The sequence below is a fragment of the Gramella jeungdoensis genome, assembly GCF_023805255.1.
In the GTDB taxonomy this organism is placed as follows: Bacteria; Bacteroidota; Bacteroidia; order Flavobacteriales; family Flavobacteriaceae; genus Christiangramia; species Christiangramia jeungdoensis.
In genome coordinates, this window is sequence record NZ_JAMSCK010000001.1 from 572,338 (window position 1) to 598,648 (window position 26,311).

Annotated in this window: 16 protein-coding genes; 11 read left to right on the plus strand and 5 right to left on the minus strand. The window is 39.6% G+C overall.

Going from position 1 to position 26,311, the window contains the following annotated elements; translation table 11 throughout:
• Positions 1-53 precede the first annotated feature (53 nt).
• The 7 genes from NE848_RS02775 to NE848_RS02805 all read left to right on the plus strand — a co-directional run bounded on the left by NE848_RS02775 (position 54) and on the right by NE848_RS02805 (position 9,935).
• Entirely contained in the window at positions 54-590 is a 537-nt protein-coding gene (locus NE848_RS02775) for an NADPH-dependent FMN reductase (protein WP_252110682.1), read from the plus strand.
• Positions 591-1,883: an aminodeoxychorismate synthase component I gene (gene pabB, locus NE848_RS02780; RefSeq protein WP_252110683.1), complete on the plus strand. Its 1,293-nt coding sequence runs from the start codon at positions 591-593 to the stop codon at positions 1,881-1,883. It begins immediately after the preceding gene.
• 98 nt (positions 1,884-1,981) lie between these two features.
• A complete protein-coding gene (gene tilS / locus NE848_RS02785; protein WP_252110684.1) occupies positions 1,982-3,295 on the plus strand; it encodes a tRNA lysidine(34) synthetase TilS in 1,314 nt (437 codons plus the stop codon).
• Positions 3,296-3,405: 110 nt separating this feature from the next.
• Positions 3,406-5,259 (plus strand): CocE/NonD family hydrolase, encoded by a 1,854-nt coding sequence (locus NE848_RS02790; protein WP_252110685.1) that lies wholly within the window; start codon positions 3,406-3,408, stop codon positions 5,257-5,259.
• Between the two features lie 4 nt (positions 5,260-5,263).
• The gene (locus tag NE848_RS02795) at positions 5,264-7,087 is read left to right on the plus strand and encodes a DUF885 domain-containing protein (protein ID WP_252110686.1); all 1,824 of its coding nucleotides are present in this window, start codon (positions 5,264-5,266) and stop codon (positions 7,085-7,087) included.
• 2 nt (positions 7,088-7,089) lie between these two features.
• Positions 7,090-8,094 (plus strand): aldose epimerase family protein, encoded by a 1,005-nt coding sequence (locus tag NE848_RS02800; protein WP_252110687.1) that lies wholly within the window; start codon positions 7,090-7,092, stop codon positions 8,092-8,094.
• Positions 8,095-8,255: 161 nt separating this feature from the next.
• On the plus strand, positions 8,256-9,935 hold the full coding sequence (locus NE848_RS02805) for a sodium/sugar symporter (protein ID WP_252110688.1): 1,680 nt from the start codon (positions 8,256-8,258) through the stop codon (positions 9,933-9,935).
• 86 nt (positions 9,936-10,021) lie between these two features.
• Here NE848_RS02805 and NE848_RS02810 read toward each other — a convergent pair whose 3' ends face one another.
• The 3 genes from NE848_RS02810 to galK are packed head-to-tail and all read right to left on the minus strand — an operon-like array spanning position 10,022 to position 13,270.
• Positions 10,022-11,050 carry a LacI family DNA-binding transcriptional regulator gene (locus NE848_RS02810; protein ID WP_252110689.1) on the minus strand — a complete coding sequence of 343 codons (1,029 nt, stop codon included), beginning with the start codon at positions 11,048-11,050 and terminating at the stop codon, positions 10,022-10,024.
• 7 nt (positions 11,051-11,057) lie between these two features.
• Positions 11,058-12,101, minus strand: coding sequence for a UDP-glucose--hexose-1-phosphate uridylyltransferase (locus NE848_RS02815; RefSeq protein WP_252110690.1), 1,044 nt, complete (start codon positions 12,099-12,101; stop codon positions 11,058-11,060).
• A complete protein-coding gene (gene galK, locus NE848_RS02820; protein WP_252110691.1) occupies positions 12,098-13,270 on the minus strand; it encodes a galactokinase in 1,173 nt (390 codons plus the stop codon). The genes NE848_RS02815 and galK overlap by 4 nt, the downstream gene beginning before the upstream one ends.
• 370 nt (positions 13,271-13,640) lie before the next feature.
• On the opposite strand from galK, the gene NE848_RS02825 reads away from it, so the two are divergent.
• Entirely contained in the window at positions 13,641-14,804 is a 1,164-nt protein-coding gene (locus tag NE848_RS02825) for a family 43 glycosylhydrolase (RefSeq protein WP_252110692.1), read from the plus strand.
• Between the two features lie 213 nt (positions 14,805-15,017).
• Here NE848_RS02825 and NE848_RS02830 read toward each other — a convergent pair whose 3' ends face one another.
• Entirely contained in the window at positions 15,018-16,556 is a 1,539-nt protein-coding gene (locus tag NE848_RS02830; protein WP_252110693.1) for a sulfatase family protein, read from the minus strand.
• 165 nt (positions 16,557-16,721) lie between these two features.
• Here NE848_RS02830 and NE848_RS02835 point away from each other — a divergent pair, with 165 nt between their 5' ends.
• Positions 16,722-17,909 (plus strand): aldose epimerase family protein, encoded by a 1,188-nt coding sequence (locus NE848_RS02835; RefSeq protein ID WP_252110694.1) that lies wholly within the window; start codon positions 16,722-16,724, stop codon positions 17,907-17,909.
• 9 nt (positions 17,910-17,918) lie between these two features.
• Here the strand turns inward: NE848_RS02835 and NE848_RS02840 are convergent, their stop codons facing one another.
• A complete protein-coding gene (locus tag NE848_RS02840) occupies positions 17,919-21,956 on the minus strand; it encodes a hybrid sensor histidine kinase/response regulator transcription factor (protein ID WP_252110695.1) in 4,038 nt (1,345 codons plus the stop codon).
• A 274-nt stretch (positions 21,957-22,230) separates the two neighbouring features.
• Here NE848_RS02840 and NE848_RS02845 point away from each other — a divergent pair, with 274 nt between their 5' ends.
• Positions 22,231-23,964 carry an arylsulfatase gene (locus NE848_RS02845; RefSeq protein WP_252110696.1) on the plus strand — a complete coding sequence of 578 codons (1,734 nt, stop codon included), beginning with the start codon at positions 22,231-22,233 and terminating at the stop codon, positions 23,962-23,964.
• Positions 23,965-23,972: 8 nt separating this feature from the next.
• Positions 23,973-26,309, plus strand: coding sequence for a glycoside hydrolase family 2 protein (locus NE848_RS02850; protein ID WP_252110697.1), 2,337 nt, complete (start codon positions 23,973-23,975; stop codon positions 26,307-26,309).
• Positions 26,310-26,311 lie beyond the last annotated feature (2 nt).

The following is a 26,311-nucleotide window of genomic DNA, read 5'->3' on the forward strand; positions in this document are numbered from 1 at the left end:
CTGACAAATGCAACTTCAAATTTTTAGGTATTTTAGACAAAAATTCTGTGTAAATGAAAAATATCCTGGCTTTTGCAGGTTCTAATAGCAGCGTATCTATTAATCAGCAGCTTCTGGAAAATATAGTAGGCCGTATTCAGGGGCATAATATCAAATTGATAAAACTTACAGATTATCCTTTGCCGATTTATAGTAGGGATATTGAAGTGAATGATGGAATTCCTGATAATGTGAAGAAAATAAAAGAACTTATAGATTCGCATGATGCCCTTGTGGTGGCTGTGAACGAGCACAATGGGGCTTCTTCAGCTTTTTTCAAAAATAATATAGACTGGTTGTCTCGACTAAAACGAAATTTTCTGGACGGAAAGCAGATCCTGCTTTTTAGTACTTCGCCTGGAAAAAGGGGGGCAAAATCATCTCTGGAATATACCAGACACATTTTTGCCCGTTTTGGCGGACAGGTAATTGAAAGTTTTAGTTTCCCTTCGTTCAAGGATAATTTTGAAGATGGAAAGGTAATTAACGAAGTACTAGATATGGGAATTGAGGATGTGCTTACTACCTTTGCACATCAAATCGAGAATTAAGTGCGCACTTCCAGAATTTTTCCTTTAAATAATCCTGCTAAATTCAAAGAACAACTACTTACTTGGGGAAGCCGGTTCTCTGAGGTCGCTTGGCTGGATAGTAATGAATATGAGCTGGAAACTGGGGAGTATGAGGCTGTTCTTGCCGTGGAAGCTTTTACGGCTATAAAGACAGATTATCAGAATGCCTTTGATAAACTGAGAGAATACCAGGAAACCACCGCCGACTGGATCTTTGGTTATATGAGCTATGATCTGAAAAATGATGTGGAAGACCTTCATTCATCTAATTTTGATGGACTTCATTTCCCGGAGCTTTATTTTTTTCAGCCACAGAAACTGGTCTTTCTTAAAGAAGGAAAGATAGAATTCCAGTATCTGCGCATGGTGGATGATGAGATTGAAGAAGATTATAATGAGATATGTAGATTAGAAAATCTGTCTGTTGCGGGTAGAAAACCTGTTGAGGTATCCCCACGAATTTCTAAAGAGGAATATAAAAATAGAGTGGAGGCTATGTTGAGACATATTCATAGGGGAGATATTTACGAAGCTAATTTTTGCCAGGAATTTTATGCCGAGAATGTAAAAATTGATGCTCTTGATATCTACAGATCCCTCAACCAAATATCAACGCCGCCTTTTGCTGTTTATCTGAAGCTTGAAAATTTCAATCTTATATCGGCCTCACCTGAGCGTTATCTCAAGAAGAAGGGAAGAGATTTATTATCTCAGCCAATCAAGGGAACAGCCCGACGTGCCGCCAACGTGGAGGAAGATCTCAGGATTGCAGCCGAACTGGCCATTGATCCCAAGGAACAATCTGAAAATGTGATGATCGTAGACCTTGTAAGGAACGATCTTTCGAGAATCGCTGAAAAGGGTAGTGTGCAGGTAGACGAATTATGCAAAGTTTATACCTTCAGGCAGGTACACCAGCTTATTTCGAGCGTCACCGCGAGGCTTGCCGAAGGCATTCCGCCGGTTGAAGCCATCCGGAGTAGTTTTCCCATGGGAAGCATGACCGGCGCACCAAAGATTTCGGCCATGAAGATCATAGAGGAGCTTGAAGAATCCAAACGCGGACTTTACAGCGGGGCTGTAGGTTATTTTACTCCACAGGGCGATTTTGATTTCAACGTGGTGATAAGGAGTATACTTTATAACTCACAAAACAGATATTTGTCATTTTCGGTAGGTGGCGCGATCACCGCGAAATCTGACCCTGAAAAGGAATATGAGGAATGCTTGCTCAAGGCAAGAGCGATGCGCGAAGTGCTGACCAACCTATAGCCATTTAAAACTGCAATTTTAATTTCCTGGATAGACACAAAAAAAGTCCGTCCCCACAGAGGGGATTTAGAAGTGCACTTTTGTATATTTGGTAAGCGATGGAAAAAGCCTTTAAGAATCTGGTGAAATCTGAATTTCCGTATCTGTGCGGAAGTAAATTATTGCTGGCGGTAAGTGGTGGAGTAGACAGCGTGGTACTCGCCCACTTATGTCACGATTCAAAGCTTGATTTTTCCATCGCCCATTGTAACTTCAATCTAAGGGGAGAGGAAAGCGACGGAGATGAAAGTTTTGTAGTGGACCTTGCAGACTCCCTTGAAGTGGAGGTCTATACCCAAAGTTTCGATACTCAGAAATATGCAGAATCTAAGGGGGTCTCTATACAGATGGCCGCCAGGGAGCTACGTTATGAGTGGTTCGAGGAACTTAGTGGCTCCGTTCATTTCGATTATACCCTTACGGCACATCACGCCAATGATAATCTGGAAACCTTTCTTATTAATCTTATCCGGGGAACGGGCCCCGAAGGTCTTACCGGGATCAAGAGGGAAAATAACGAGGTGATAAGACCATTATTGAATTTCAGCCGGGAAGAAATTGAAAATTTTGCAAGAGAGAAGCATTTCAAGTGGCGGGAAGACAGCACCAATGCTTCCGATAAATATATGCGAAACAAGATCAGGCACCAGATAGTTCCGGTGATGCAGGAGATCAATCCGCAGTTGCTTGAGGGATTTGCAAAAACACAGGAGCATCTTCGGGAAAGTCTTGACCTGGTTGAGGATTATATAAGCCTGTTATATCCAAAGATCGTAGAAAAGGACCTTTACGGTTATTCGATCGATGTGGAGTTTCTTAAAAAAGTTCCCAATCCTAAGCAGATCCTGTATCAGTTGCTAAAATCCTTCGGTTTTAACGAATGGAACGATGTATATGACCTGTTAAAGGCTCAAAGTGGTAAGGTGGTATATTCAGATTCACACCGATTAATAAAGGATCGCAAAAAACTATTGCTTACTGAGAGAAAAGAAAAATCTCTCAATAAGGAGTATCATATTGAAGAAGATGAGAGTCTTGTGATGATCCCAAATCTGGGAACCCTTCATATAACTGAGGTAGAAAAAATGGGACGTTTTTCCAGGAGGTGCATCTATGTTCCTAAACAAAAAATTAAATATCCTCTGGTTATCAGAAAATGGAAGAAAGGTGATTTCTTTTATCCTTTTGGAATGAATGGTAAGAAGAAACTTAGCGATTTTTTTAAGGACGAAAAGTTTTCCCTTCCCCAGAAAGAAAATACCTGGATACTATGTTCGGGTAAGGATATTTTATGGATTATAGATCATAGAGCCGATAATCGCTTCGCTGTAAAATCTTCAGATTCAAAGATCATTAAGATCTGTGTGGGTTAGATTCCGTACCTGAAAATTCCCGAAAACAATGTATTTACCTTAAAAGGCAATTTTCTTTTAGCTTTAAAGGGCTAATTTCTATCTTTAGGAACTTTAAAAAATAGCCCTTGATGAAAATTTTCAAAATCCCCCTGATTACTGTCTTTATATTTTTAGTTTTTGCACCGGCAATTGCTCAGAAAAAAGCAGATTATGAGGTAAAAGATCATTATAATAAAATGGAAGTGGATATCCCGATGAGGGATGGCGTAAAGCTTCACACTACCATATATTCTCCAAAGGATACTTCGAAAGAATATCCAATATTAATGCAAAGAACGCCATATAGTTCCAGGCCTTATGGAGAAGATCAGTTCAGGTCTAAAATAGGGCCTAATGAGATTCTTATGAAAGAAGGAAACATCATAGTATACCAGGATGTTCGGGGAAGATGGATGAGCGAAGGAAAATATGATAATATGCGGGCTTATATTCCTAATAAAGAAGGTGACCAGGTAGATGAAGCGAGTGATACTTACGATACCATTGAATGGCTTGTTAACAATGTTGAGAACAATAATGGAAGAGTTGGAACCTGGGGGATTTCCTATCCGGGATTCTATTCTACCTATTCATTGCTTAGCGGTCATCCGGCGCTAAAAGCGGCCTCGCCACAGGCAAGTATCGGTGATTTCTTTTTTGACGATTTTCACCATAACGGGGCTTATTTGTTAAGCTACTGGAGGGCTACCTCGGTTTTCGGCTATCAAAAAGAAACACCTGTAGATACCGCATGGTATGAATTTCCTGACCTGGGGACTGAAGATCAGTACCAGTTCTTCCTGGATGCAGGACCACTTAGCAATCTTGATGAATATTATAAGGAAGACAATGAATTCTGGCAACAGCTGAAAGAACATCCTAATTATGATGAATTCTGGCAGTCGCGTGGCATCGTTCAGCATATGAAAGATGTGAAGCCGGCAGTGATGATCGTGGGCGGATTGTTTGATGCAGAGGATCTTTACGGCCCATTCGCGATCTACAAGAATATCGAAGAAAGCGGTGATAACTTCAGCAGTATTGTTTTTGGTCCATGGAGTCATGGTGACTGGGCCAGGGAGACCGGAAGGCAGTCTGTTGGAAACGTGTATTTTGGAGATAGTATTTCAACACATTTTCAGCGTGATTATGAAACTAAATTCTTCAATCATTTTCTGAAAGGAAGTGGTGAAGGAAAACCAGATCTGCCGGAGGCACATATTTACGACACAGGCTTAAGACAGTGGAATAACTATACTGAATGGCCGCCGAAGAATACTTCTTCAAAGACCCTTTATCTCGGAGATAATCAGAAATTTACCGATCAGCCTACAGATAATAAGGAAGAATTCATCAGCGATCCTGAAAAACCTGTTTCCTATAACAACGAGATCAAAATGGTGTTTACTCCGCGGGAATACATGACCGGAGACCAGCGTTTTGCAGCCAGAAGGCCTGATGTACTGGTATTCGAGACAGAAGTGCTGGAAGAGGATATGAAACTGGTGGGACCAATAGAAGCCATGCTAAAAGTTGCGACCACGGGAACAGCGGCCGATTGGGTGGTAAAAGTCATAGATGTATATCCACCCGATGCCGAGAATTATGAAGAAACCATGCCGCATCTTAAGATGAGCAATTACCATATGATGGTGCGCAGCGAAGTGATGCGAGGCCGGTTTAGAAATGGATTTGAGGATCCGGAGCCATTTGAACCAAATAAAAAGACCGAAGTGAATATTAAGCTGCAGGGTATCAATCATACCTTTAAAAAAGGGCATAAACTTCAGATCCAGGTTCAGAGTACTTGGTTTCCTTTGATAGATATTAATCCTCAAACTTATGTAGATAATATATTTGAGGCTGAAGAAGAAGATTTTCAGAAGCAAACCCATACTGTCTATGGAGATTCGGCCATAAAATTTTCGATATTAGAAGAGTAGAGTTATGAGAATCAATTATAAAGTATTATTGATACTACCCGCACTGATATTTTTATCGTGTGGGCAGGAGAAAGAAAGGAAAGACTATACGCAGGCTGAAATAGAAAAAGCTTCAGCGGAACTTAACGAATTCTTTGAGACCGAGTTTCAGAAAGAGGTCGAAGAATCACCCATGACACAAACCCGAAGGGGAATGAAAACCGATTATGGAAAATGGGATGATTTTTCCAGCCTCAAATATACCGAAGACCTTGAGCAGGCAAAAAAGCGTATGGAATACCTGGAAAAGGTAGATACAGCGGCTCTCAATGAAGAAGCCAAATTAAGCTACAGGCTGTATCGAAGACAGGTTAAGAATGAAATTGACGATTATAAATATCGTTTCTATGATTACCCCATAAACCAGATGCATGGTTATCATGCAGAATTACCAGCTTTTCTGATTAATATGCATCGAATAGATTCAGTTCCCGATGCAGAGGCTTATATCTCAAGGCTGGTGGGTATGGAGAAGGCTATGAACGATATTATTGAGCAGCTTAAACTACGTGAACAGAATGGTATAGTGCCTCCCAAATTTGTTTATGACCGCACTCTTGATGCTTCCAGAAATATTATAAAAGGTAAGCCATTTACCAAGTCTGCAGATGCCAGTACTTTGATGGGCGATTTCAAATCAAAGATCGAAAAGCTGGAGATATCAGAAGAGGAGGAAACCCGGCTGGTAAGTGAGGCTGAAAATGCCCTGGTAGACCATGTGCAGCCGGCCTATGAGAGCCTTATAGAATTCCTCGAAAATCAGCAGCAAAGAGCTACCGAAGAGGCAGGGGTATGGAAATTTCCTAAAGGAGGTGAGTTTTATGATAATGCCCTTAAACGCGTTACAACCACCAGCCTTACCGCAGATGAAATTCATGAGATAGGTTTGAATGAAGTGGCCCGGATTCATGGTGAAATGGAAAAGATCATGGAAGAGGTAGGTTTTGAAGGCTCATTGCAGGATTTCTTCGAATTTATGAAGACTGATGAACAGTTTTACTATGAAAACTCCGATCAGGGTAAAGAAGCCTACCTGAAAAAAGCAAAAAATATAATAAATACTATGAAGGATAGACTTCCGGAGTTATTCAATACGATGCCGGAAGCAGATATAGTTGTAAAAGCAGTTGAACCTTTCAGGGAGAAGAGCGCCGGAAAGGCCTTTTACCAGGAGCCTGCACTTGATGGTTCCCGGCCGGGAACTTATTATGCTAATTTATACGATATGGAGGCCATGCCTAAATATGAAATGGAAGCGCTGGCCTATCACGAAGGTATTCCCGGTCATCATATGCAGATCGCTATTGCCCAGGAACTGGATAGTATTCCTGAATTCAGAAAGTTCAGCTTTTTCACTGCTTATGTTGAAGGATGGGGACTTTACAGCGAGTACATCCCTAAGGAAATTGGTTTCTATAAAGATCCGTATTCCGATTTTGGAAGATTGGCGATGGAATTATGGCGTTCGTGCAGACTGGTTGTAGATACCGGGATTCATGCAAAGAAATGGACCAGGCAGGAAGGAATAGACTATTACAAAAAAAACACTCCTGCAGCCGAAAGTGCCTGTGTGAAAATGGTGGAGCGACATATTGTAATGCCTGGCCAGGCAACAGCATATAAAATAGGAATGAATAGGATCCTGGAATTAAGAGAAGATGCCAGGGAGCAGCTAGGCGATAAGTTCGATATCAAGGAATTTCATGATGTGGTACTTACCAATGGAGCACTTCCATTAAATATTTTAGAATCACAGGTAGAATCCTGGATCACATCAAAAACTGAATAAAATTGAGCGAATCCCAAAAATCTGACCTTAAGCTTATAGAGCTTGTAAATGGAAAAAAGAGCCGTTTGCAGATACTTAATTATGGAGCCAGTATCTTCAGTTTCAAAATGTACAATAATAAGCAGGAACTCATAGATCTTGTGGTTGGACCCCAGGTACCTGAAGATTATATTACCGGAGAATACCATGATCAGAATAAATGTTTTGGAGCCACCGTGGGCAGGTTTGCGGGGCGAATCTCTGATGGGAAGTTCAAAATAGGAGAGGAGGAATACCGGCTTTTTGAAGAAGATGGAGTACATCTGCATGGAGGAGAGTATGGTTTTCAGTATAAATTATGGGATATTGAAAAAGTAGAACAGGAGAAGAATCCTTCGGTTATACTTTCATACACCAGTGACCATCTGGAAGAAGGATATCCCGGACGTTTAAAAGTTTGGGCTAAATTCACTCTTACTGAGGAAAATGAGATCAAGGTTTCCTATTCAGCAAAAACCGATAAAGAAACCATTGTAAATATCACGAATCATTCGTATTTCAACCTTAACGGAGGAGGAAGTGTGAGTGATCATTTTATGCAGATAAATGCATCCAAGATCCTGGAGCTGGACGAGAAGAACTTACCCACGGGTAATCTTATAAAATTGAAGAAAAACCCTAAGGATTACCGGGAGAATAGATTATTAGGAAACAGAGAACTGGACGATGTATATGTGTTGGACGTGATGGAAAATGAAATGCATGCTCAGCTTTTCGCTCCCTTAAGTGGAATTAAAATGAAGGTGAATAGTAATCAGCCCGTACTGGTTATCTATTCACCGGAAAAATTACCGGATAACTGGACGTATTTGAGTAAGATAGATAGAAAATACCCGGCTGTGGCCATAGAAGCACAAAATTACCCGGATGCGCCTAACTTTCGTAATTTTCCCTCCAGTTCACTGAAACCAGGGGAGTTATATGAAAATAATATCGTTTTTGCCTTTTCTGTTAATAAAAGCGGATAAATTTTAAAGGTGGCTTTTAGGTTTCAGGATTATAATTCTATATTTAACCGGAATTTTAAGAAAACCTTATGATTGAAGTTTTTCTCCAAATCAGATGCTTGAAGAGAATTATAAAATTTTTGCACGAAGTATATATTTAACAATTTAAACTAATCATTAATATGGAATTTGAATTACTGGACCTGATAGTCTTCATTGCCTATGCTCTGGTTATTATAAGCGTAGGACTCTGGGTATCCAGAGGAAAAGGAAACACTTCAGAAGATTATTTCTTAGCAAGTAAATCACTGCCCTGGTGGGCCATTGGTGCTTCTCTTATTGCTGCAAACATCTCTGCTGAACAGTTCATTGGAATGTCCGGTTCCGGATTTGCCCTGGGACTTGCGATCGCTTCTTATGAATGGATGGCGGCTTTAACGCTGATCATTGTTGGTAAATACTTCTTGCCGATCTTTATTGAAAAGAAACTTTATACGATTCCCGAATTTATCGAGGTGCGATATAGTGAGAATCTGAAGACCATCCTTGCAGTCTTCTGGATCTGCCTTTTTATCTTCGTAAACCTTACTTCTGTACTCTATTTGGGAGCAACCGCATTAGATACTATAATCGGTACTGGTGACGGATCTATTTTTATGGAAAGTATCATAGGGCTGGCTCTTTTTGCAGCCGCTTACTCTTTGTATGGAGGTCTATCGGCAGTAGCCTGGACAGATGTTGTGCAGGTAGTATTGCTTGTGGCCGGCGGTTTGATTACCACGATTATTGCTCTTGGTCATGTCTCAGACGATGGAAATATCATTAACGGAATGGTTCAGATATATGAAGAAGTACCCGAAAAATTCTCAATGATACTTGATAAGGGCGAGATCATTACACCTAATGGAAAAGATGCCTGGTGGGATCTTCCCGGCCTCGCGGTACTAATAGGAGGAATGTGGGTAGCGAACCTTTATTACTGGGGCTTTAACCAGTATATCATCCAAAGAACCCTTGCTGCCAAAAGTTTAAGGGAATCTCAAAGAGGTATTGTTCTGGCAGGTTTTCTAAAACTTCTAATTCCTTTGATCACAGTGGTTCCTGGTATTATCGCGTTTGTAATGAATAGTGATATAGATGGAAATATTGTTGCCGGAGTGACCGATGCATCTTTCTTTGGTGCCAACGGGTTCGTCATTAATGATAATGCTGCACCATGGCTTATTAAAGAGTTTGTACCAGCCGGATTAAAAGGCCTGGTACTTGCTGCGCTGGCTGCTGCCATCGTTTCTTCCCTTGCATCTATGCTTAACTCAACGGCAACCATCTTTACGATGGATATTTATAAACCATACTTCTTTAAAAAAGGACATTCAGAGAGAAGGCTGGTAAATGTTGGTAGGGTAACTGCCAGTATTGCCTTGATTATTGCGATTATTCTTGCTCCACAGTTGAAGAATCTTGGGCAGGTATTCCAGTATATTCAGGAGTATACCGGAGTTGTGAGTCCGGGTATCCTGGCGGTATTCATGCTCGGATTGTTCTGGAGAAAAACAACCAACAAGGCCGCTATCTGGGGGGTTCTTGTTTCCATACCTATAGCGCTTTACTTTAAAGTTGCGCCTAATGGATGGAGTGATTCAGTATTCTTTATCAACTGGCCTTTCATGCATCAGATGATGGCTACATGGATCTTAACCATGTTGATAATGGTACTTATCAGTTACCTGGAAACAGGTGGAAAGATCCAGGAAAAATCTATCAAGCTTACCAAAGGTCTTTTCAAAACAGGACCAGTGTTCAATATTTGCAGTTTTGCGATCATATTGATACTTGTAATGCTATATGCAATGTTCTGGTAAGAAAGGCTGGATATTATAAAATAGAAATCCCGAAGTTTTACTTCGGGATTTTTTTATTCACTATTTTAAAGAGATAGGAAACTATTTCAATCGGCTAAATCATATAATTTCTGCCTGGTCGAATTTCGGTGTATAATTGAAGTCTCCAGCTTATATTCAATAGGTTCTGCAGGCAGCTTACCTTCAATGCGGTCTACCATGGTCTCCAGAGCAAGTTTACCCTGTTCTTCAGCATGTTGGTCTACCGTGCTAAGCGATGGCCTGAAGTGTTCACTCATCTGGCCATTAGTAAAGCCTATAACCGAAAGGTCTTCCGGAATCCGGAAGCCTGCATTTAAAGCAGATTTCATTACCAGAATAGCGCCCAGTTCATCTGAAGCCAGAATCCCATCCACCTTTTTATTCTCTATAAGGTCTAATAATTTTTTATCAGGGAAGTTTTTTGGATCAAAATTGACCACCTTTCTCGACGCACCAAGAATTTTCACCGCATCAAGATATCCTTTCTTTCGTTCGTCATCTACACTGGTATCCGAAATTCCCGAGAAGTATGCTATCTTTTTACATCCCGAATTTAAAAGGGCCATAGTAGCCTGTTCAGCTTGCAGGGAATCGTTTATGTGAATTTTGTCACATTGAATCTGCTTTAAAACACGATCAAATAAGACCAATGGAACTTTGTGACTGAATAAAGGCTGTAAATGATCTATTTCCATTTTGGCCTGGGTTTCCTGGGATAAAGACATTATTAGCCCATCTACCTGTCCTTTTATAAGCGTTTGTACACTCTCTGCTTCCTTTTTTAGAGATTCGTTTGAAATGCAGATGATTATGCGGTAGCCAAGCTCGCTAGCCTTTGTTTCGATACCGTGAAGGGCTTCTGCGAAAAAATGTGGAAGTATAGCAGGTATAATAACGCCTATGGTTTTTGTATGCCTCGTCTTAAGGTTCTGGGCCAGCATATTTGGAACGTAATGGTTCAAAGCAGCCAGCTCCTTCACTCTTTTCTGGGTTTGAGGACTGATCTCTGGGCTATCGTTCAAGGCTTTTGAAACGGTGCTGATTGAAACATTCAGTAGCTTAGCCAGCTCTTTAAGCGTTATTCTATTTTCCATAATTCTATCATTCTTTTTTCAGGTAATGAGTACCTGAAAGTTCATTCAGTCGTTTTGCTGCCTGCTCAGCTGTAATATCCCTCTGTGGGCCGGCGAACATTTCATATCCTACCATGAATTTTTTTACCGTTGCCGATCTTAACAGGGGCGGATAAAAGCTCATATGAAAATGCCACTCCGGATACTCCTTCCCGTTTGTGGGAATTTGGTGAATTCCTGAAGAGTAAGGAAAACTAGTCTCAAAAAGATTATCATATTTTATTGTCAGTTTTTTCAGGATCCGGGCATAAGCCTTTTCTTCTTCTGAATTTAACTGACCAATATGCTGAAGATGTCTTTTGGGAACGATCATCGCTTCAAAAGGCCACACAGCCCAGTAGGGTACCAAAGCAACAAAATGTTCATTTTCTTCAAGTATTCTTTCTCCGGCTTTCAGTTCCTGCTCCAGGTAATCTCCTAAGAGGCTGGTTCCGTTCTCTTCCCAGTACTCCTTAAATTTTGCTGATTTTTTCAGTATTTCTGTTGGGATCGAAGATTGTGACCAGATCTGCCCGTGTGGATGCGGATTGCTGCATCCCATGATCGCTCCCTTATTCTCGAAGATCTGAACGTAATTGATTCCGTCATTAGCTCCTAATTCTTCATATTCTTTCTTCCACATTTGTATCACCTTTGTGATATCTTCCTCTTCCATCAAAGGTAATGTGAGTGAATGATCGGGGGAAAAGCATACTACTTTACAAATACCTTTTTCACTTTCAGCCTTAAGTAAGCCTTTCTCAAAGTTAATCTCAGTAGAATCGGGCAGCAGGGATGAAAAATCATTTACAAAAGTAAAAGGTTCCTTATAATCAGGATTTGTATCTCCACTTGCGCGAGTGTTGCCAGGACAGAGATAACACGAGGGATCATACTTTTCCTTTTTTTCTGTTTTACTGTCTTCGGTCTTTCCCTGCCATGGTCGCTTAGTACGATGAGGAGATACAAGTATCCATTCACCGGTTAGAATGTTATAGCGTCTATGTGGGGTATTATTTAGTTCGGTATTCATTGGTGTATCGTTTTTGTGATTTGAGTACCTGCATGTGGGGAAACACTTATTGCATCCAGTTTGATATTGAACTTTTCAAAGTAAGCCGCAGAAACTTCCTTAACATAGGATTCAATTTTGTCCTTTTCAATAAGGTTTAATGTGCAACCTCCGAAGCCACCGCCCATCATTCTAGAGCCGTAAATGAAGTCCTTATCCCTGGAGTAGTCTACAAGGAAGTCAAGTTCAGGACAGCTAACCTCATACTTATGCTGAAGGCCTTCATGAGAAGCGTACATTAATTCGCCAAACTTTTTAAGCTCTCCTGCCTTGAGTGTACTGGCAGCCTTGAGCACTCGCTTATTTTCTTCCAGAACATATAAACATCTCTCATAAATTGTTTGTGTTAACTTATCCTTATACTGCTCCAGAGTTGTAAAGTCAACATCTCTTAGTGAAGTTACCTTGGGATGATCCTGCTGGATCTTTTTAACGGCAGTCTCGCATTCTTCACGCCTGGTATTGTATTCGCTGTCGGCGAGATTATGGGAAACATTCGTATTCAGTAATAACAACTTGCAATCGTCAAAATCAGCAGGGATATATTCGGCATCCAGATTGTCGCAATCCAGCATGATCAAATGATCCTTCCTGCTCATTACAGAAGAATACTGGTCCATAATTCCGCAATTATTACCTACGAATTCATTTTCTGCCTTCTGGGAAAGCTTCACGATTTCAAGAGGGCTTAAACCTAGATCGAAAAGTTCATTCAATCCACTGGCGATACCACATTCCAGGGCGGCAGAAGAACTAATCCCCGCTCCAACAGGCAGTTTGCTATCAATTATACATTCAAAACCCTCAAGTTTCTTACCCATTTTCTGGATTTGATCTACCACCCCAAGCACATAATTTTCCCAGCCTTCACCTTTGGAAAAATCTTTGTCCAGCTGGAATTCGAAACCGGTCTTAAAAGTTTCACTGTAAAGGCGGCAGAAATTTTCGGTATCATTTTTACGGAATTCCATGTAAATGTACTTATCAATCGCGCTGGGAAGTACAAATCCGCCATTATAATCGGTATGTTCACCAATAAGGTTTATTCTTCCAGGCGATTGAATAGATACTTCAGATTTAAAATTCTCGTAAAGATCGGGTCGGTTTTTAAAGCTTCTAATATTCGTCAATTTTTAATTCTTTTAGTTTTCAAATATAATAAACGTAAAAATTACATTAATTTTTAAGTTCATAAAATTTTAATAAAGGGTGAAGATTATTAGATATTCACTCCCTTTTGTATGTTGGGTTCTATTTTTTTTCATGTCCATATGTGCATGGCCGCTTTGGGATCCTTAATTAATGTCTAATACAGAGTTAAGATTTTATTAGACTGGAGATTAGTAGGTAAGTAGAATTCCGTAGTAGTAATAGTGTAAAAGTGGTCCAGAAGAAAAATTATAAACAATAATGCTACCTATTTGGATATATATACAGACTTTCAGTTGATATCAGGACATATTTTTAGACAAATAAGTCCAAATTAAATTAAATATGTCCATGAAATCATTATTAAAACTGTTTGTTTTTATATTCCTTTTTGCTTCCTGTAAAGAGAATAAAGAAAGTGATACTAACCAGGAACCGGCAGATACTTTAAAAGACCAATACGGAACAGTAGACGTTGAAGATCCTGAAACCCAGATTCCAGAAGATGTAAAACCCCTTTTTGACCACTGGTTAAGGGATACTTATATAAACCTTGGAAATGATGGTTATTATTATATGACTGGAACTACCGGTTTGGAGGGTAGGGAAACTGCCCGTGATCTTAGCCCGGGTATTCGTTTATGGAGATCGAAGAACCTTAAGGATTGGGAAGATATGGGTTATGTATGGACCTTCGAGGAAGATGGTACCTGGCAAAGAGATTTTGAAATCATCAAAGACGGACCTAAAGAAGATCTTAACCATAATAAAATAGGTGAAAAAAGACGTACCCTGTGGGCTCCCGAAATTCATTACATAGAAAGTCAGGATAATTATTTTATAGTGGGATGTACGCCTGAAAATCCACACGGGAGAGGATCTTATATCTTAAGAAGTACCTCTGGAAAGGCAACCGGGCCTTATGAGAACATAGAAGGAAATAGTGATGGACCTATCTTCTCCCAGATAGACGGTAGTTTGTTTGAAGATGAAGATGGCACCGTTTATTTTATTGGGCATAGTCATCAGATTGCGAGAATGAAGGATGATATGAGTGGTTTTGCAGAACCTCTACGAGAATTCAAAGAGCAGTCTTATGAGAATGAACCATACATAGAAGGAGCATATGTAGTGAAGGAAGGTGGAAAGTATCACCTGATGCAGGCTATATGGAGCATTAAACAGCCAGATGGGTCTTATTCTTATTCAGGAAAGAATCCTTATGATTCTATTGAAGAGCGCGAGGCTAATCTGTATTCTTATGATGTGGTGATCGCTTCAGCCGATAACATCTACGGACCTTATTCGGAAAGGTATACTGCAGTTACCGGTGGAGGTCATAATAATTTCTTTAAAGATAAAGAAGGACAGTGGTGGAGTACCATGTTTGGAAATCCACGAGGAGACTTGCTGGACAGACCTTTTCTTGCCAGACCGGCTATAGTGCCAGTTAAATATGAGAATGGAAAATTTAAAGTAGATCAGGAAAGAGATCTTAAATACCTATATGAGTAAATAGCAGAGTAATTTTCTAGAGTAGTTTTAGTTGGAATAGGCTCCGGTTCTTAGATCGGGGCTTATTTTTTGCATTGAATGGAGTAATGGTCATTTGGCATGAGTACTTTTTAATCGCAATGCCAGATTGTGAGAAAACCTTCCTCTTCCGGTAAGAAATAAAAAAGCAGCGTTGCTAAACGCTGCTTTTAATATTTAATTTATTTCTATTGTTTATTCGGTCTTGTTTATAATTTCCTGTGTCCTTTCTTCATACTGATTCACAAGGTCGGGATTTTCTTCTGCCAGGTTGTTCTGTTCTGCTTTATCTTCTTCAAGATTATATAGTTGAGGCTTTTCAGAAAGGCCAGATTCAATATCCTTATTAGCCATCCAGTCTGGAATACTACCAGTAAAAGGTTGTATATATTTCCATTTTCCGTCTCTCAGAGCCAGGGTGAAACCTTCTTCCAGCATCTCTTCCCTTCCGTTTTTAGTCTCTCCAAGCCATGCATCCATATGGTCTTCACTATCTATTACATCTTCCGGTAATGGCTGATTTACAAGCGAAGCGAATGAAGCGTAAAGGTCGAGCTGATTCATAAGGGCATCAGATTCAACAGGCTTTACCTTTCCTGGCCAGTAAACAATGGTAGGCACTCTCGTTCCTGCCTCATAGATACTGTATTTCCCTCCTCTGAAGGGTCCGGAAGGATTATGCTCGCCAACCATTTCTTCAGCTTTATCGTCATAACCATCATCTAGAACAGGACCATTATCACTGGTGAAAACAATGATCGTATTATCTGCTATATTCAGTTCCTCAAGCTCTTTCATTATTTCGCCAACTACGAAATCAACCTGGGCAATAGCGTCTCCTCTGGCTCCCATACTGCTTTTCCCCTGGAATCTTGCATTAGGAACTCTTGGAACGTGAATGTCATGAAATGAGTAGTATAAAAAGAATGGATTCTCCTTATTTCTCTTCATGAATTCCTTGGCTTTTCTGTTGAAGTCGAAAGGGAAATTCTCATCCACCCATTCAGCATCTTTACCTCCAGCCATATATCCAATACGGCTAACACCATTCACAATGGTATTGCTATGCTGTAGATCGGCTTTGAATTTTAGCTGGCCAGGATTTTCAGTACCCGTTGGCCTGTTACCTACTTTTTCATCATAGCTAACGGTAATTGGATCGTTTTTATCCAGGTTGACAACTTCTCCGTCTTCCACAAAAACGGTTGGAACACGGTCGCCTGTAGCCGGCAGTAGGAAGCTATAATCGAACCCTACTTCATTGGCCCCAGGTGAGATTTCCTTATTCCAGTTTACCTTTCCAATCCCCAGGCCTAAATGCCATTTTCCAACAACGCCGGTAGTATATCCGGCCTTTTTAAGCATTTTAGGTAAGGTTACCTGGCTGGTATCGATTAAAAGAGGCGCATCACCGGGCAGAATTGCAGCTTTATTTCTAAAGGCATAATTACCTGTTAAAAGAGAATACCTTGAAGGTGTACAGGTTGCCGCTGAACTATGGGCATCCGTAAATTTCACTCCGTTTGCAGCCATCCTGTCAATATTTGGAGTTTCCACACCTTTGGCTCCATAAGAACCTACATCGGCATAGCCCAAATCATCGACATACAGGATAACTATGTTGGGTTTTTCGGAGTTTTGATCATTATTTTCTGCGTTGTCTTTTTGTGCCTGTTGATTGTCCTTACAGGAGAAAAACAGGCAAATAACGAAAGGGATAATTAATTTTTTCATACTCAAATATAGATGCGTAAAGACTTCAGCAGGTGGAAAATTGTTTAATAATGGTGTAAAAATGTTGAATTTGTTTACACTTAACTTAACATGCTAATATTTAGACAATATGACTACTCGGTAAGTATTGATATATTATATTTTTAGGCTAAACACTATAAATAAATGAAATCAACAAATCTAATTATTACGGGAATTATGATATTATGCATCTTCTCCTGCAAGGATAAAAAAGAGGATCAGAAGTCTGAAGGCCATTCAGAGGATAAGATGGTTAGCCATATTCAGATTGATGAAGAAAAATTCAAATCTGAAATTGATGGTAAAAAGACCAGTTTCTATACTATTTCCAATGAAAATGGTATTGAGGCAAGCTTTACGAATTACGGTCAGAGACTTATTTCCTTATGGGTACCCGATAGAAATGGAAGTTTTGAAGATATAGTACTTGGTTTTTCCAGCCTGGAAGAATATCAAAATGCTAAAGAAAAATACTTCGGTGCTACCATTGGCCGATATGGAAACCGTATTTCTAAAGGGAAATTTGAAATAGATGGGAAGGGGTATGACCTGGTTACCAACAATGGAGAGAATCATTTACATGGAGGTATAAAAGGATTTCACAATGTGGTTTGGGATGCTGAACAAACAGCCAGTAATAAACTTATCTTCACAAGATCCTCCCCGCATATGGAAGAGGGCTATCCCGGGAATCTTGAGGTGAAAGTAGAATATACCCTAACTGATCAAAATGAACTTAAAATTGAATATTTCGCCACTACCGATAAAAAAACTGTAGTGAACCTTACTCATCATTCTTTTTTCAACCTTGAGGGGGCCGGAAGCGGCAGTATAAATGATCATTTATTAATGATCAATGCTGATAGGTTTACTCCCGTAGACCAGGGGCTTATTCCTACCGGTGAATTAAGGAGTGTAGAAGGCACACCTTTTGATTTTACTTCGCTAAAACCAATTGGGCGTGATATCGAACAAGAGAACAGGCAATTGGAATACGGTCATGGTTACGATCATAATTTCGTTTTGAATGCGGAACCAACAAATGAAGAAGGCCTAAGGCTTGCAGCAAAAGTTATAGAGCCAGATAGCGGTCGCAAAATGGAGGTGTATACCAATGAACCTGGCCTTCAGTTCTATGGGGGGAATTTTCTGGACGGTAAAACCAAAGGTAAAGATGGAAAGGCGTACGATTACAGGGGTGCCTTCTGTTTAGAGACCCAGCATTTTCCCAATTCTCCAAATCAACCCGATTTTCCAGAGACCTTGCTTGAACCGGGCGAAGAGTATCACTCGGTTTGTGTGTACAAGTTTGGAACTGAAGAGGAGAATTAAAGCATTTGATTATTTATAATTACTGGGGGAAACCCTATACTCTTTTTTAAACACCCTACTGAAATAATTTGGATCGCTATACCCTACATTATAAGCGACCTCAGAGATGGTTTTCCCCTGTTTTATAAGCTCCTCGGCCTTTTTTAATCTTATTTTTTTAAGGTAATCGGAAGCACTGGTTCCGGCGGCCTTTTTCATTTTGATATGCAATAGTGACCTGCTTATACCCATTTGGGAAGCCAGGTTCTCTATCGTGAATTTTGGGTCGTTATAATTCTCTTTTACAATATCATTTATCTTCTTCAGGAACTCGCGATTCTGATTGGTTTCTGGAGCCTTTTCAAAGTTTTCTACCTCCTTACCTGGGAAACGTTTTGCTCTATTCTGGTTGGTTTCCAGCAGGTTTTTAACTAACAGATCAAGTTCATTAATGCTAAAGGGTTTATTGATAAATGCATTTGCACCAACTCTGAGCCCTTCCATTTTGTATGATTTATCAGTTTTACCGGTTAACAATAAAAAAGGAATATGATTGGTTTCAGGATTGTTTTTTACTTTTTTGCATAGACTAATCCCATCCATTTCAGGCATTATGAGGTCTGATATTATAATATCAGGAATATAATTATTTAGTTTTTCAAGGGCGTGGACTCCATTCTTAGCAGTGATTACTTTAAATCGCGTAGAGAAATGTTCTTTAAGGAATTTTATGATCTGCCTGTTATCTTCCACTATCAATAAAGTCATTCCCTTAGGCAGGTCATCAATCACAACTTCTTCAAATTTTGTTGGTTCATCCATCAGAATATGAGGATCAATATTGAGAGATTTATTCCCTTCAATAGTGTTAATTGCTTGCTCCTCTTCTTCAATCTTTAACCTTAGTGGGAGTTCTATCCTTATTGTGGTTCCCTCATCTTTTTCTGAATCTACCTCAATATAACCTTCCAGCAAATCTGTTAGGTTTTTAACGAGTGCCAGCCCGATCCCAGAACCAGGCTGCCACTGATTAGAATTTTTCTCTCCAGCTTTAAAAAATGGATTGAATACCTTTGAAATCTCATCAGAATTCATGCCTATGCCCGAATCTTCCACTTCCAGGCTAAGTTTGCTTCGGTGTTGTTCATCAAGTTTATTACTTATGGCGATGCTAAAATTGATCTCACCCTGTTCCGGGGTATTTTTTATAGCGTTTGAGATCAGGTTTGTGGCGATCATTTCGAGTTTATCCGGATCGAAGTAACAAACATATTCAGAGATATTGCTCTTCAAATTATAGGTGAGCTCTTTTTCTTCCATCAGTAATGCAAAAGCATTGAAAGTATCTTTGAGAAAGAGAATTACATCACCTTTCTTTAGATTCTGCTCTACGTGCGAGGTTTCAATTTTCCTAAATTCCATCAGTTGCTGAATAAGATGCTGAAGTTTGCCAGCACTCTTTTTAATAGACGCTAATTCATCAGACTGACTTAGGTTTACTGCGTGTCCTTTAATATACTTATCTATGGAGGCAATAATTAGAGTAAGAGGGGTTTTAAATTCATGTGAAATGAAAGTGAAGAAATTTAATTTATGCTGATTAACTTCTTTGATCTTTTCCTTTTCAACCTTCTCTAATTGTACTGCCAGCTTTTGATTATGAATAAACCTTACAAATCTCCAGTAAGCGTAAATCCCTGCCAGAAGTAAAATGAAATATATCGTATACGCCCATTTTGTTTGCCAGAAAGGGGGTAAGATGGTTAGATGTATGCTCTTTTCCGGTGAACTGTTGAGAGGCAGCGTTTGTACCCTGAAAGTATAATCTCCCGGTGACAGGTTTGTATAGGTAGCCGTACGTTTATCACCAACTTTATTCCAGTTATCCTCAAAACCTTCAAGGTAATAGGCATAATTATTTCCGGGCTGGTAATTGAGTGCTGCGAATTCAAAAGTGATTACATTTTGATGATGTTTCAGGCTAATGGAATCGGTGAAGCTTATACTATTCTTTAAAATACTTTTCTGGCCTACAGGAACCTCTTTATTAAAAAGCTGAAAACCCGTTATCTGAATTTCAGAAGATGGGAGATTTGTTTTCAGGCTATCCGGATGGAAATAGGTTAAACCGTTTATAGTACCAAAATACAGCCATCCCTTATCGTCTTTATATCCCGATTTGAAGTTAAACTGGTTAGAGGTTAGCCCATCTTTATTGGTGAAGGTTATTGCCGTATCCAGTTCTGGCTCATACTTTACAAGTCCTTTGTTGGTAGTTAGCCAAAGCTCTTTTTTGGGGCCTTCAACAATTTCATAAACATTGTTGTTGGGTAAAAAATCGTATTCTGTATAATTTTCAAAGGAACCATTAGATTCCTCCCATTTAAGTAAACCCCCGCTTAGCGTACCAAACCATATATCTCCGTCGCTTGTTTCAGAAACACTTACGATCTGATCACTGTTTATATCTTTTCCTGAATAATGCTCAATTATATCTTTTGATGATCTGTATCTATAAATTCCATTAAATCTGGTGCATATCCAAAGATCGCCTGTTTCGTCTTGGAGCATATCGTATATAAATTTATTTCCAAATGTTTCAGGTTTGAAAAGAATAAAATTGCCCGAAGCAGGATTATAGATATTCAATCCGTACTGAGTTCCAACCCAAAGCCGATCATCTTTATCCTGCATAATAGAATACACATAGTTATTGGATATGGAGGTAGGATCGTTATTGCGATGCTTAAAATGGGTTATTTCACCGGTAGTCTTATCATAACGGTTCAATCCTCCTAAAAATGTTCCTATCCAGATATATCCATTATTATCTTCATATAGAGAATGAATGTTATTGCTGCTAAGTCCATTTTTGGTATTTAAATAGGAGAAGCTGTTTTTTTTCCGGTTCAGGATACTTATTCCCCCATCCTCTGTTGCGATCCAAATATTGTCTTTGTTATCTGAAATGATCTGGCTAACGGCTTTTCCATGAAGCGAAGAGTTGCTATCTCCAGGAAGAAGTTTTTGAAAGCCTTTGTTTTGAGGGGCGGTGTAATTAACTCCTCCAAAGTAAGTTCCTATCCAGGTGATGCCTTCATCACTCTGATACAGGGAATAAATAGATTTGTCTGTAAGTGAGCCTGGCTCTTTTTCGAATGAGTGTTTATAATGTTCTGAGGTTCCAGTTTTTAGATCATAAAGAAAAATTCCCGATTCTGTGCCTACCCATAAGCGCCCATCATTTCCCTCGGAAATTGTTCGAATAACATTGGCTTCTATTTCATGGTTTTTATCTATTTCATGAAATTCAAAGCTATCTTTATTTTCGTTAAACAAATACAAGCCCTTAGAGGTTCCCAACCATATATTATTTTCTTTATCCTTAAATAATATATTAATATTGAAACTGGTTCCGCTATCAGTTATCTCTGGGGTTAAAGTATATTTTTTTATTACCTCTCCTGAATCATTTATCATCCACACCTGGGTGTTTAAACCCATCCAGTGAACATTTGTCTTGTAGTTGCAGAGGGCTCTTACCGTTACATTGTTTACCAGTTTTTCAATCTGATGGTCATTATTTAGTATATAAAGTCCGTTTGATGTTCCTATAAAAATCCTGTTATTGCCTGTTTCAAATAATACTCTTACCGATTCACTTATCTGGGTTCCAGAAAACTCACTTGTAAATTTGTCTAATTCCGGTTCATATCTATTTAATCCATTTCGGGTTCCAATTAAAAGTCCTTGAGATGAACTCAATAAATAATTGATCTGGTTGTCCAATAGTCCCGAATCAGCAGTATCACTTTTCTGGCTATAATAAGTCTCTACCTCATAACCGTCATACCGATTAAGTCCCTCTCTGGTTCCGAACCACATAAAACCATTTTTGTCTTCGGTAATTGAATAGACAGTACTATGGGATAGGCCCTGTACTGAATTTATATTCCTGAATTCCTGTTTCTGGCCTAGCAGACCATTAGAAATTGAACAGCAAACAAGTAAACAGGATAGAACCCATTTCTTAATTAATGATGACTTATTAACGACAGAAAAATTCATTTAAAATTAGTTAGGAAGAAGATCTATAAGCACATTCAACTTTATAATCTCTATAATTTTCAAGATTTGCGCAATATAAACAAAAGTGCTATCAAATTAAACAAAAATATAGGTTAGGGCCTTAGTATTGTTTTAACATTACAATGAATTATTTGATAAATAATCATTTTTATCTATTGTAAAATGGGATATGCATAAAATAATAGGTTAAAAATTACTCAAATAATTCTTGAAGAATAAGTGAGGCCAAAATAGCAGCTCAATTAATAATATTATGATAATAAATACTGAAAAGACAAATTTCCCTGTACAGAAAAGTGGTGTTTTTGCCATTTTAAGTCTTCTCATTTTTTTGAGCAGCTGCCAGCAAAAGGAATCTTCCCCAGAAAATAATGTGGAAGATGAGCGTCCTAATATTGTAATAATAATGGCGGACGATATGGGGTTTTCAGACCTGGGAAGTTATGGAGGTGAAATTAACACTCCAAACATTGATAGGCTTGCAGGAAATGGGCTGAGATTCAATTCTTTTTATAATACTGCCAGATGTTGCCCCTCCAGAGCGTCTTTACTAACAGGGTTGTATCCTCATCAGGCGGGAATTGGTCGGATGACGCGAGATGCCGGTTTACCTGGCTATCAGGGAACCCTTGATTCGGCGACGGTGACAATAGCTGAGGTTTTGAAGAGTGCAGGTTACCAAACCGGGATGACTGGTAAGTGGCATGTTTCGCCTACTAACCCACTGGAAAAGGAAAAACAACTTAAATGGTTATCTCATCAGGAGGATTACGGGCATTTTTCTGATACTACCACCTATCCCACATCAAGGGGCTTCGATAGATATTATGGAAATATCTGGGGAGTGGTAGATTACTTTGACCCCTTCAGTCTGGTTAATAATAAAGAGATAGTCCCAGATGTCCCAGATGAATTTTATTATACCGATGCCATTGGAGATACCGCAGTAGCCTACGTAGAAGACTTTTCAAAAAATGAAGAACCTTTCTTTCTGTATGTTGCTCACTGCGCTCCTCACTGGCCCCTGCAGGCACCGGAAGAAGAGATAGCAAAATATGAGGATACTTATAAGGAGGGTTGGAGGGCCATTCGTGAAAAGCGATATAAAGAGCTGATCGATAAAGGAGTTCTCCAGGGAGATATTGCGAGTCTTTCCAATTTCATGTTTCCTAATAAAAACTGGGAAAATAATCCGGATAAGGAATGGGATTCACGGGCCATGGCTGTTCATGCGGCGATGATAGACAGGATGGATCAAAATATTGGAAATCTTATCGATAAACTCGAAGAAACAGGCGAGCTGGATAATACAATAATCTTCTTTTTATCAGATAATGGAGCCAGTTCCGAAAGACCATCACGGTATGGGCCTGGTTTTGACAGGGCAGGATCTACAAGGGATGGGCGTGAAGTAGTATTTCCTGTGGAAAAAGATTCTCTTCCAGGTTCTCAAACTGTGGTGTCAGGAATTGGTCCTGTATGGGCAAATGTATCAAATACACCTTTCAGATACTGGAAATCCAGAGTATACGAGGGTGGAATTACTACCCCCTTTATAGTGCACTGGCCTGAAAAACTTAAGAATAAAGGGACCGTAAAAAATGAAGCGGCTCATATCATTGATTTAATGGCCACCTGTATAGATGTGGCGGGCACGAATTATCCCGAAAGTTTTAATGGGAATAAGATTACTCCAATGCAGGGTAATTCTATGCTGCCCATTATTACGGGAGAGTCTCATGAAAACACCCATGAAACATTTTTCTGGGAACATTTCGGATCTGCCGCATTAAGGGAAGGTGACTGGAAACTGGTTCAGTTGAAACCAGAATCGGAATGGGAACTCTACAATCTGGCTAAAGATCGTACTGAGACCAATAATCTTGCGAAAGAGTACCCTGAGAAATTGGAGGAATTAAAGAACAAGTGGAACGAAATGGCGCATGAACTGGATGTTTATCCATCGCCAACCCCAATAAAAAAATAAAATTGAAGATGAGATTAAATTTACTAAGCCTGGTATTTATTTTTTGCTCCATCGTCCTTTCTGCACAGGAAAAGAAGGAGGACGTACTTAAGTTTTCTATGGATACCAAATGGACAGATGAGGTAGACGAGGATATGCCTTGGAATAAATATCCCCGTCCTCAAATGAAACGTGAAAACTGGACCAATTTGAATGGTCTTTGGGAATACGCCATTAGGCCTGTGGAAGATAAAATGCCAGCTGAATTTGATGGAAAAATCCTGGTTCCCTTTCCGGTTGAATCGGCTTTGAGTAAGGTTAAGAAACTGGTGAATGAAGATAATTACTTATGGTATCGCACCCGTTTTGAAACCGAAGATCTAAATAATGACGAAAAGCTGCATTTGAACTTTGGAGCCATAGACTGGGAAGCCGTTATTTATATTAACGGAAAGGCTGTGGGCGGTCATAAAGGAGGGTACACTCCGTTTAGCCTGGATATCACCCCGTACCTTAAAGATGGAGAGCAGGAGTTAATAGTGAGGGTTTGGGATCCAACAGACAAAGGTACCCAGGCCAGGGGTAAACAGGTACAGGACCCTAAAGGGATCTGGTATACTCCTGTAACAGGAATATGGCAAACCGTCTGGTTGGAAAAAACTTCAAATGACCATATAAGCCTTGTAAAGAATACACCAGATATCGATAATAATTCACTGAATGTTGAAGTAAGGACTTCTTCATTGTCTCAGGACTTGAAATTAAAGGTTGAGGTTCTAAAAGATGACGAGAAAATATCTGAAGTAGAACGGACGCTCTCTCCTGCAACAAATTTTGCAGGATTCGAAATCGATATAGCCGAACCTGTACTTTGGTCTCCGGAGAATCCTTTCTTATACGACCTTGTAATATCCCTGGAAACTAAAGAAGGTGAAAAGATAGATGAGGTAGAAAGTTATTTCGGGATGCGAAAGATCTCGCTTGGGAAAGGTCCTAATGGATACACAAGAATAATGCTAAACAATAAAGCTTTATTCCAGTTTGGATTGCTTGATCAGGGCTGGTGGCCAGATGGACTTTATACTGCTCCTACCGAGGAAGCCATGATGTATGATGTGGAAATGACCAAAAAAATGGGCTTCAATATGCTTAGAAAGCATGTAAAAGTTGAGCCGGCCAGATTCTATTATAACTGTGATAAAATGGGAATGCTGGTTTGGCAGGATATGCCTAATGGAAATTATTTTCGCGATCTAAGGATACAGGCCTGGGAAGAGGAGGATGCTATTCGTCCCTTTGATTCCTCAATTCAGTTTGAAACAGAATTGATGGAAATGATGGATCAGTTTCACTCATTCCCTTCTATAGTTGTTTGGGTTCCTTTTAATGAAGGTTGGGGCCAGTATGATACGAAAAGAGTAACCAAATGGGTGTCCGCTTACGATACGAGCAGGCTTATTGATTCCCCTAGTGGCTGGACAGACCGCGGTGTGGGGGATCTTGTAGATGTTCACTTATACCCGGGACCTGGCATGGAAATGCCTGAAGAAGACAGGGCCTCTGTATTAGGAGAATTCGGCGGACTGGGTCTTACCGTGGATGGTCACATGTGGTGGGACAAAAAGAACTGGGGCTACCTAACCTATAGTGATAAAGAGGAATATCTGGACAGGTTTGAAGCATTGATCAAAGACCTCGTTGGATTAAAGAGTTTCGGACTTTCAGGAGCCATCTATACTCAAACTACCGATGTGGAAGGCGAGGTTAATGGTCTTATAACATATGACCGGGAAGTCGTCAAGATAAATCCGGAAAGAACCAGAGAATTATTTGCCCCTCTTTATAAAGAACCCGAAAAATTCAAAACTATCGTGGCAGATTCGGAAGAAAAACCGAACCATTGGATGGTCGCCTACGATGTCAAAAAAGACTGGTATAAGAGTATGAATAAGGCTGATTCCTGGAAACAGCGCCAGGCTCCTTTCAGTACCTATGATAATTTTTTCCTGCCGGAAGGCACTTCATGGGATAAGAATGAAGACCTCTATTTAATTAAAGAGTTCACGATAGACGAAATTCCAGAATCCTTGATTTTAAGATACTATCTCGATAAATCCAGTATGGAGGTTTATATGAACGGAAAGCTGCTAACCAAAGAAAAACATGAAGGCGGTAGGAAGCGACACTATAGAAATCAGTTAATAGATAATGCTTCCGATTACCTGAAAAAAGGAAAAAACATCATTGCTATTTCAGTAAAAGGAGAGTCTGATGATCGTTCTTTCGATCTGGGTATATACACCGCCGGAGTTAAGGATAAAAAAGAAGTTGCTAACACCGCTTTTTCAGAGACTAATAAAAAGTAAAG

Bases quoted from the DNA above. Each gene is read 5' to 3' on its own strand.
- NE848_RS02810 (WP_252110689.1), bottom strand. From the start codon at position 11,050: ATGGAAAATAGAATAACGCTTAAAGAGCTGGCTAAGCTACTGAATGTT.
- NE848_RS02830 (WP_252110693.1), bottom strand. From the start codon at position 16,556: ATGAAAAAATTAATTATCCCTTTCGTTATTTGCCTGTTTTTCTCCTGT.
- NE848_RS02850 (WP_252110697.1), top strand. From the start codon at position 23,973: ATGAGATTAAATTTACTAAGCCTGGTATTTATTTTTTGCTCCATCGTC.
- NE848_RS02835 (WP_252110694.1), top strand. From the start codon at position 16,722: ATGAAATCAACAAATCTAATTATTACGGGAATTATGATATTATGCATC.
- NE848_RS02845 (WP_252110696.1), top strand. From the start codon at position 22,231: ATGATAATAAATACTGAAAAGACAAATTTCCCTGTACAGAAAAGTGGT.
- NE848_RS02790 (WP_252110685.1), top strand. From the start codon at position 3,406: ATGAAAATTTTCAAAATCCCCCTGATTACTGTCTTTATATTTTTAGTT.
- NE848_RS02795 (WP_252110686.1), top strand. From the start codon at position 5,264: ATGAGAATCAATTATAAAGTATTATTGATACTACCCGCACTGATATTT.
- NE848_RS02775 (WP_252110682.1), top strand. From the start codon at position 54: ATGAAAAATATCCTGGCTTTTGCAGGTTCTAATAGCAGCGTATCTATT.
- NE848_RS02805 (WP_252110688.1), top strand. From the start codon at position 8,256: ATGGAATTTGAATTACTGGACCTGATAGTCTTCATTGCCTATGCTCTG.
- NE848_RS02815 (WP_252110690.1), bottom strand. From the start codon at position 12,101: ATGAATACCGAACTAAATAATACCCCACATAGACGCTATAACATTCTA.
- NE848_RS02840 (WP_252110695.1), bottom strand. From the start codon at position 21,956: ATGAATTTTTCTGTCGTTAATAAGTCATCATTAATTAAGAAATGGGTT.
- NE848_RS02825 (WP_252110692.1), top strand. From the start codon at position 13,641: ATGAAATCATTATTAAAACTGTTTGTTTTTATATTCCTTTTTGCTTCC.
- tilS (WP_252110684.1), top strand. From the start codon at position 1,982: ATGGAAAAAGCCTTTAAGAATCTGGTGAAATCTGAATTTCCGTATCTG.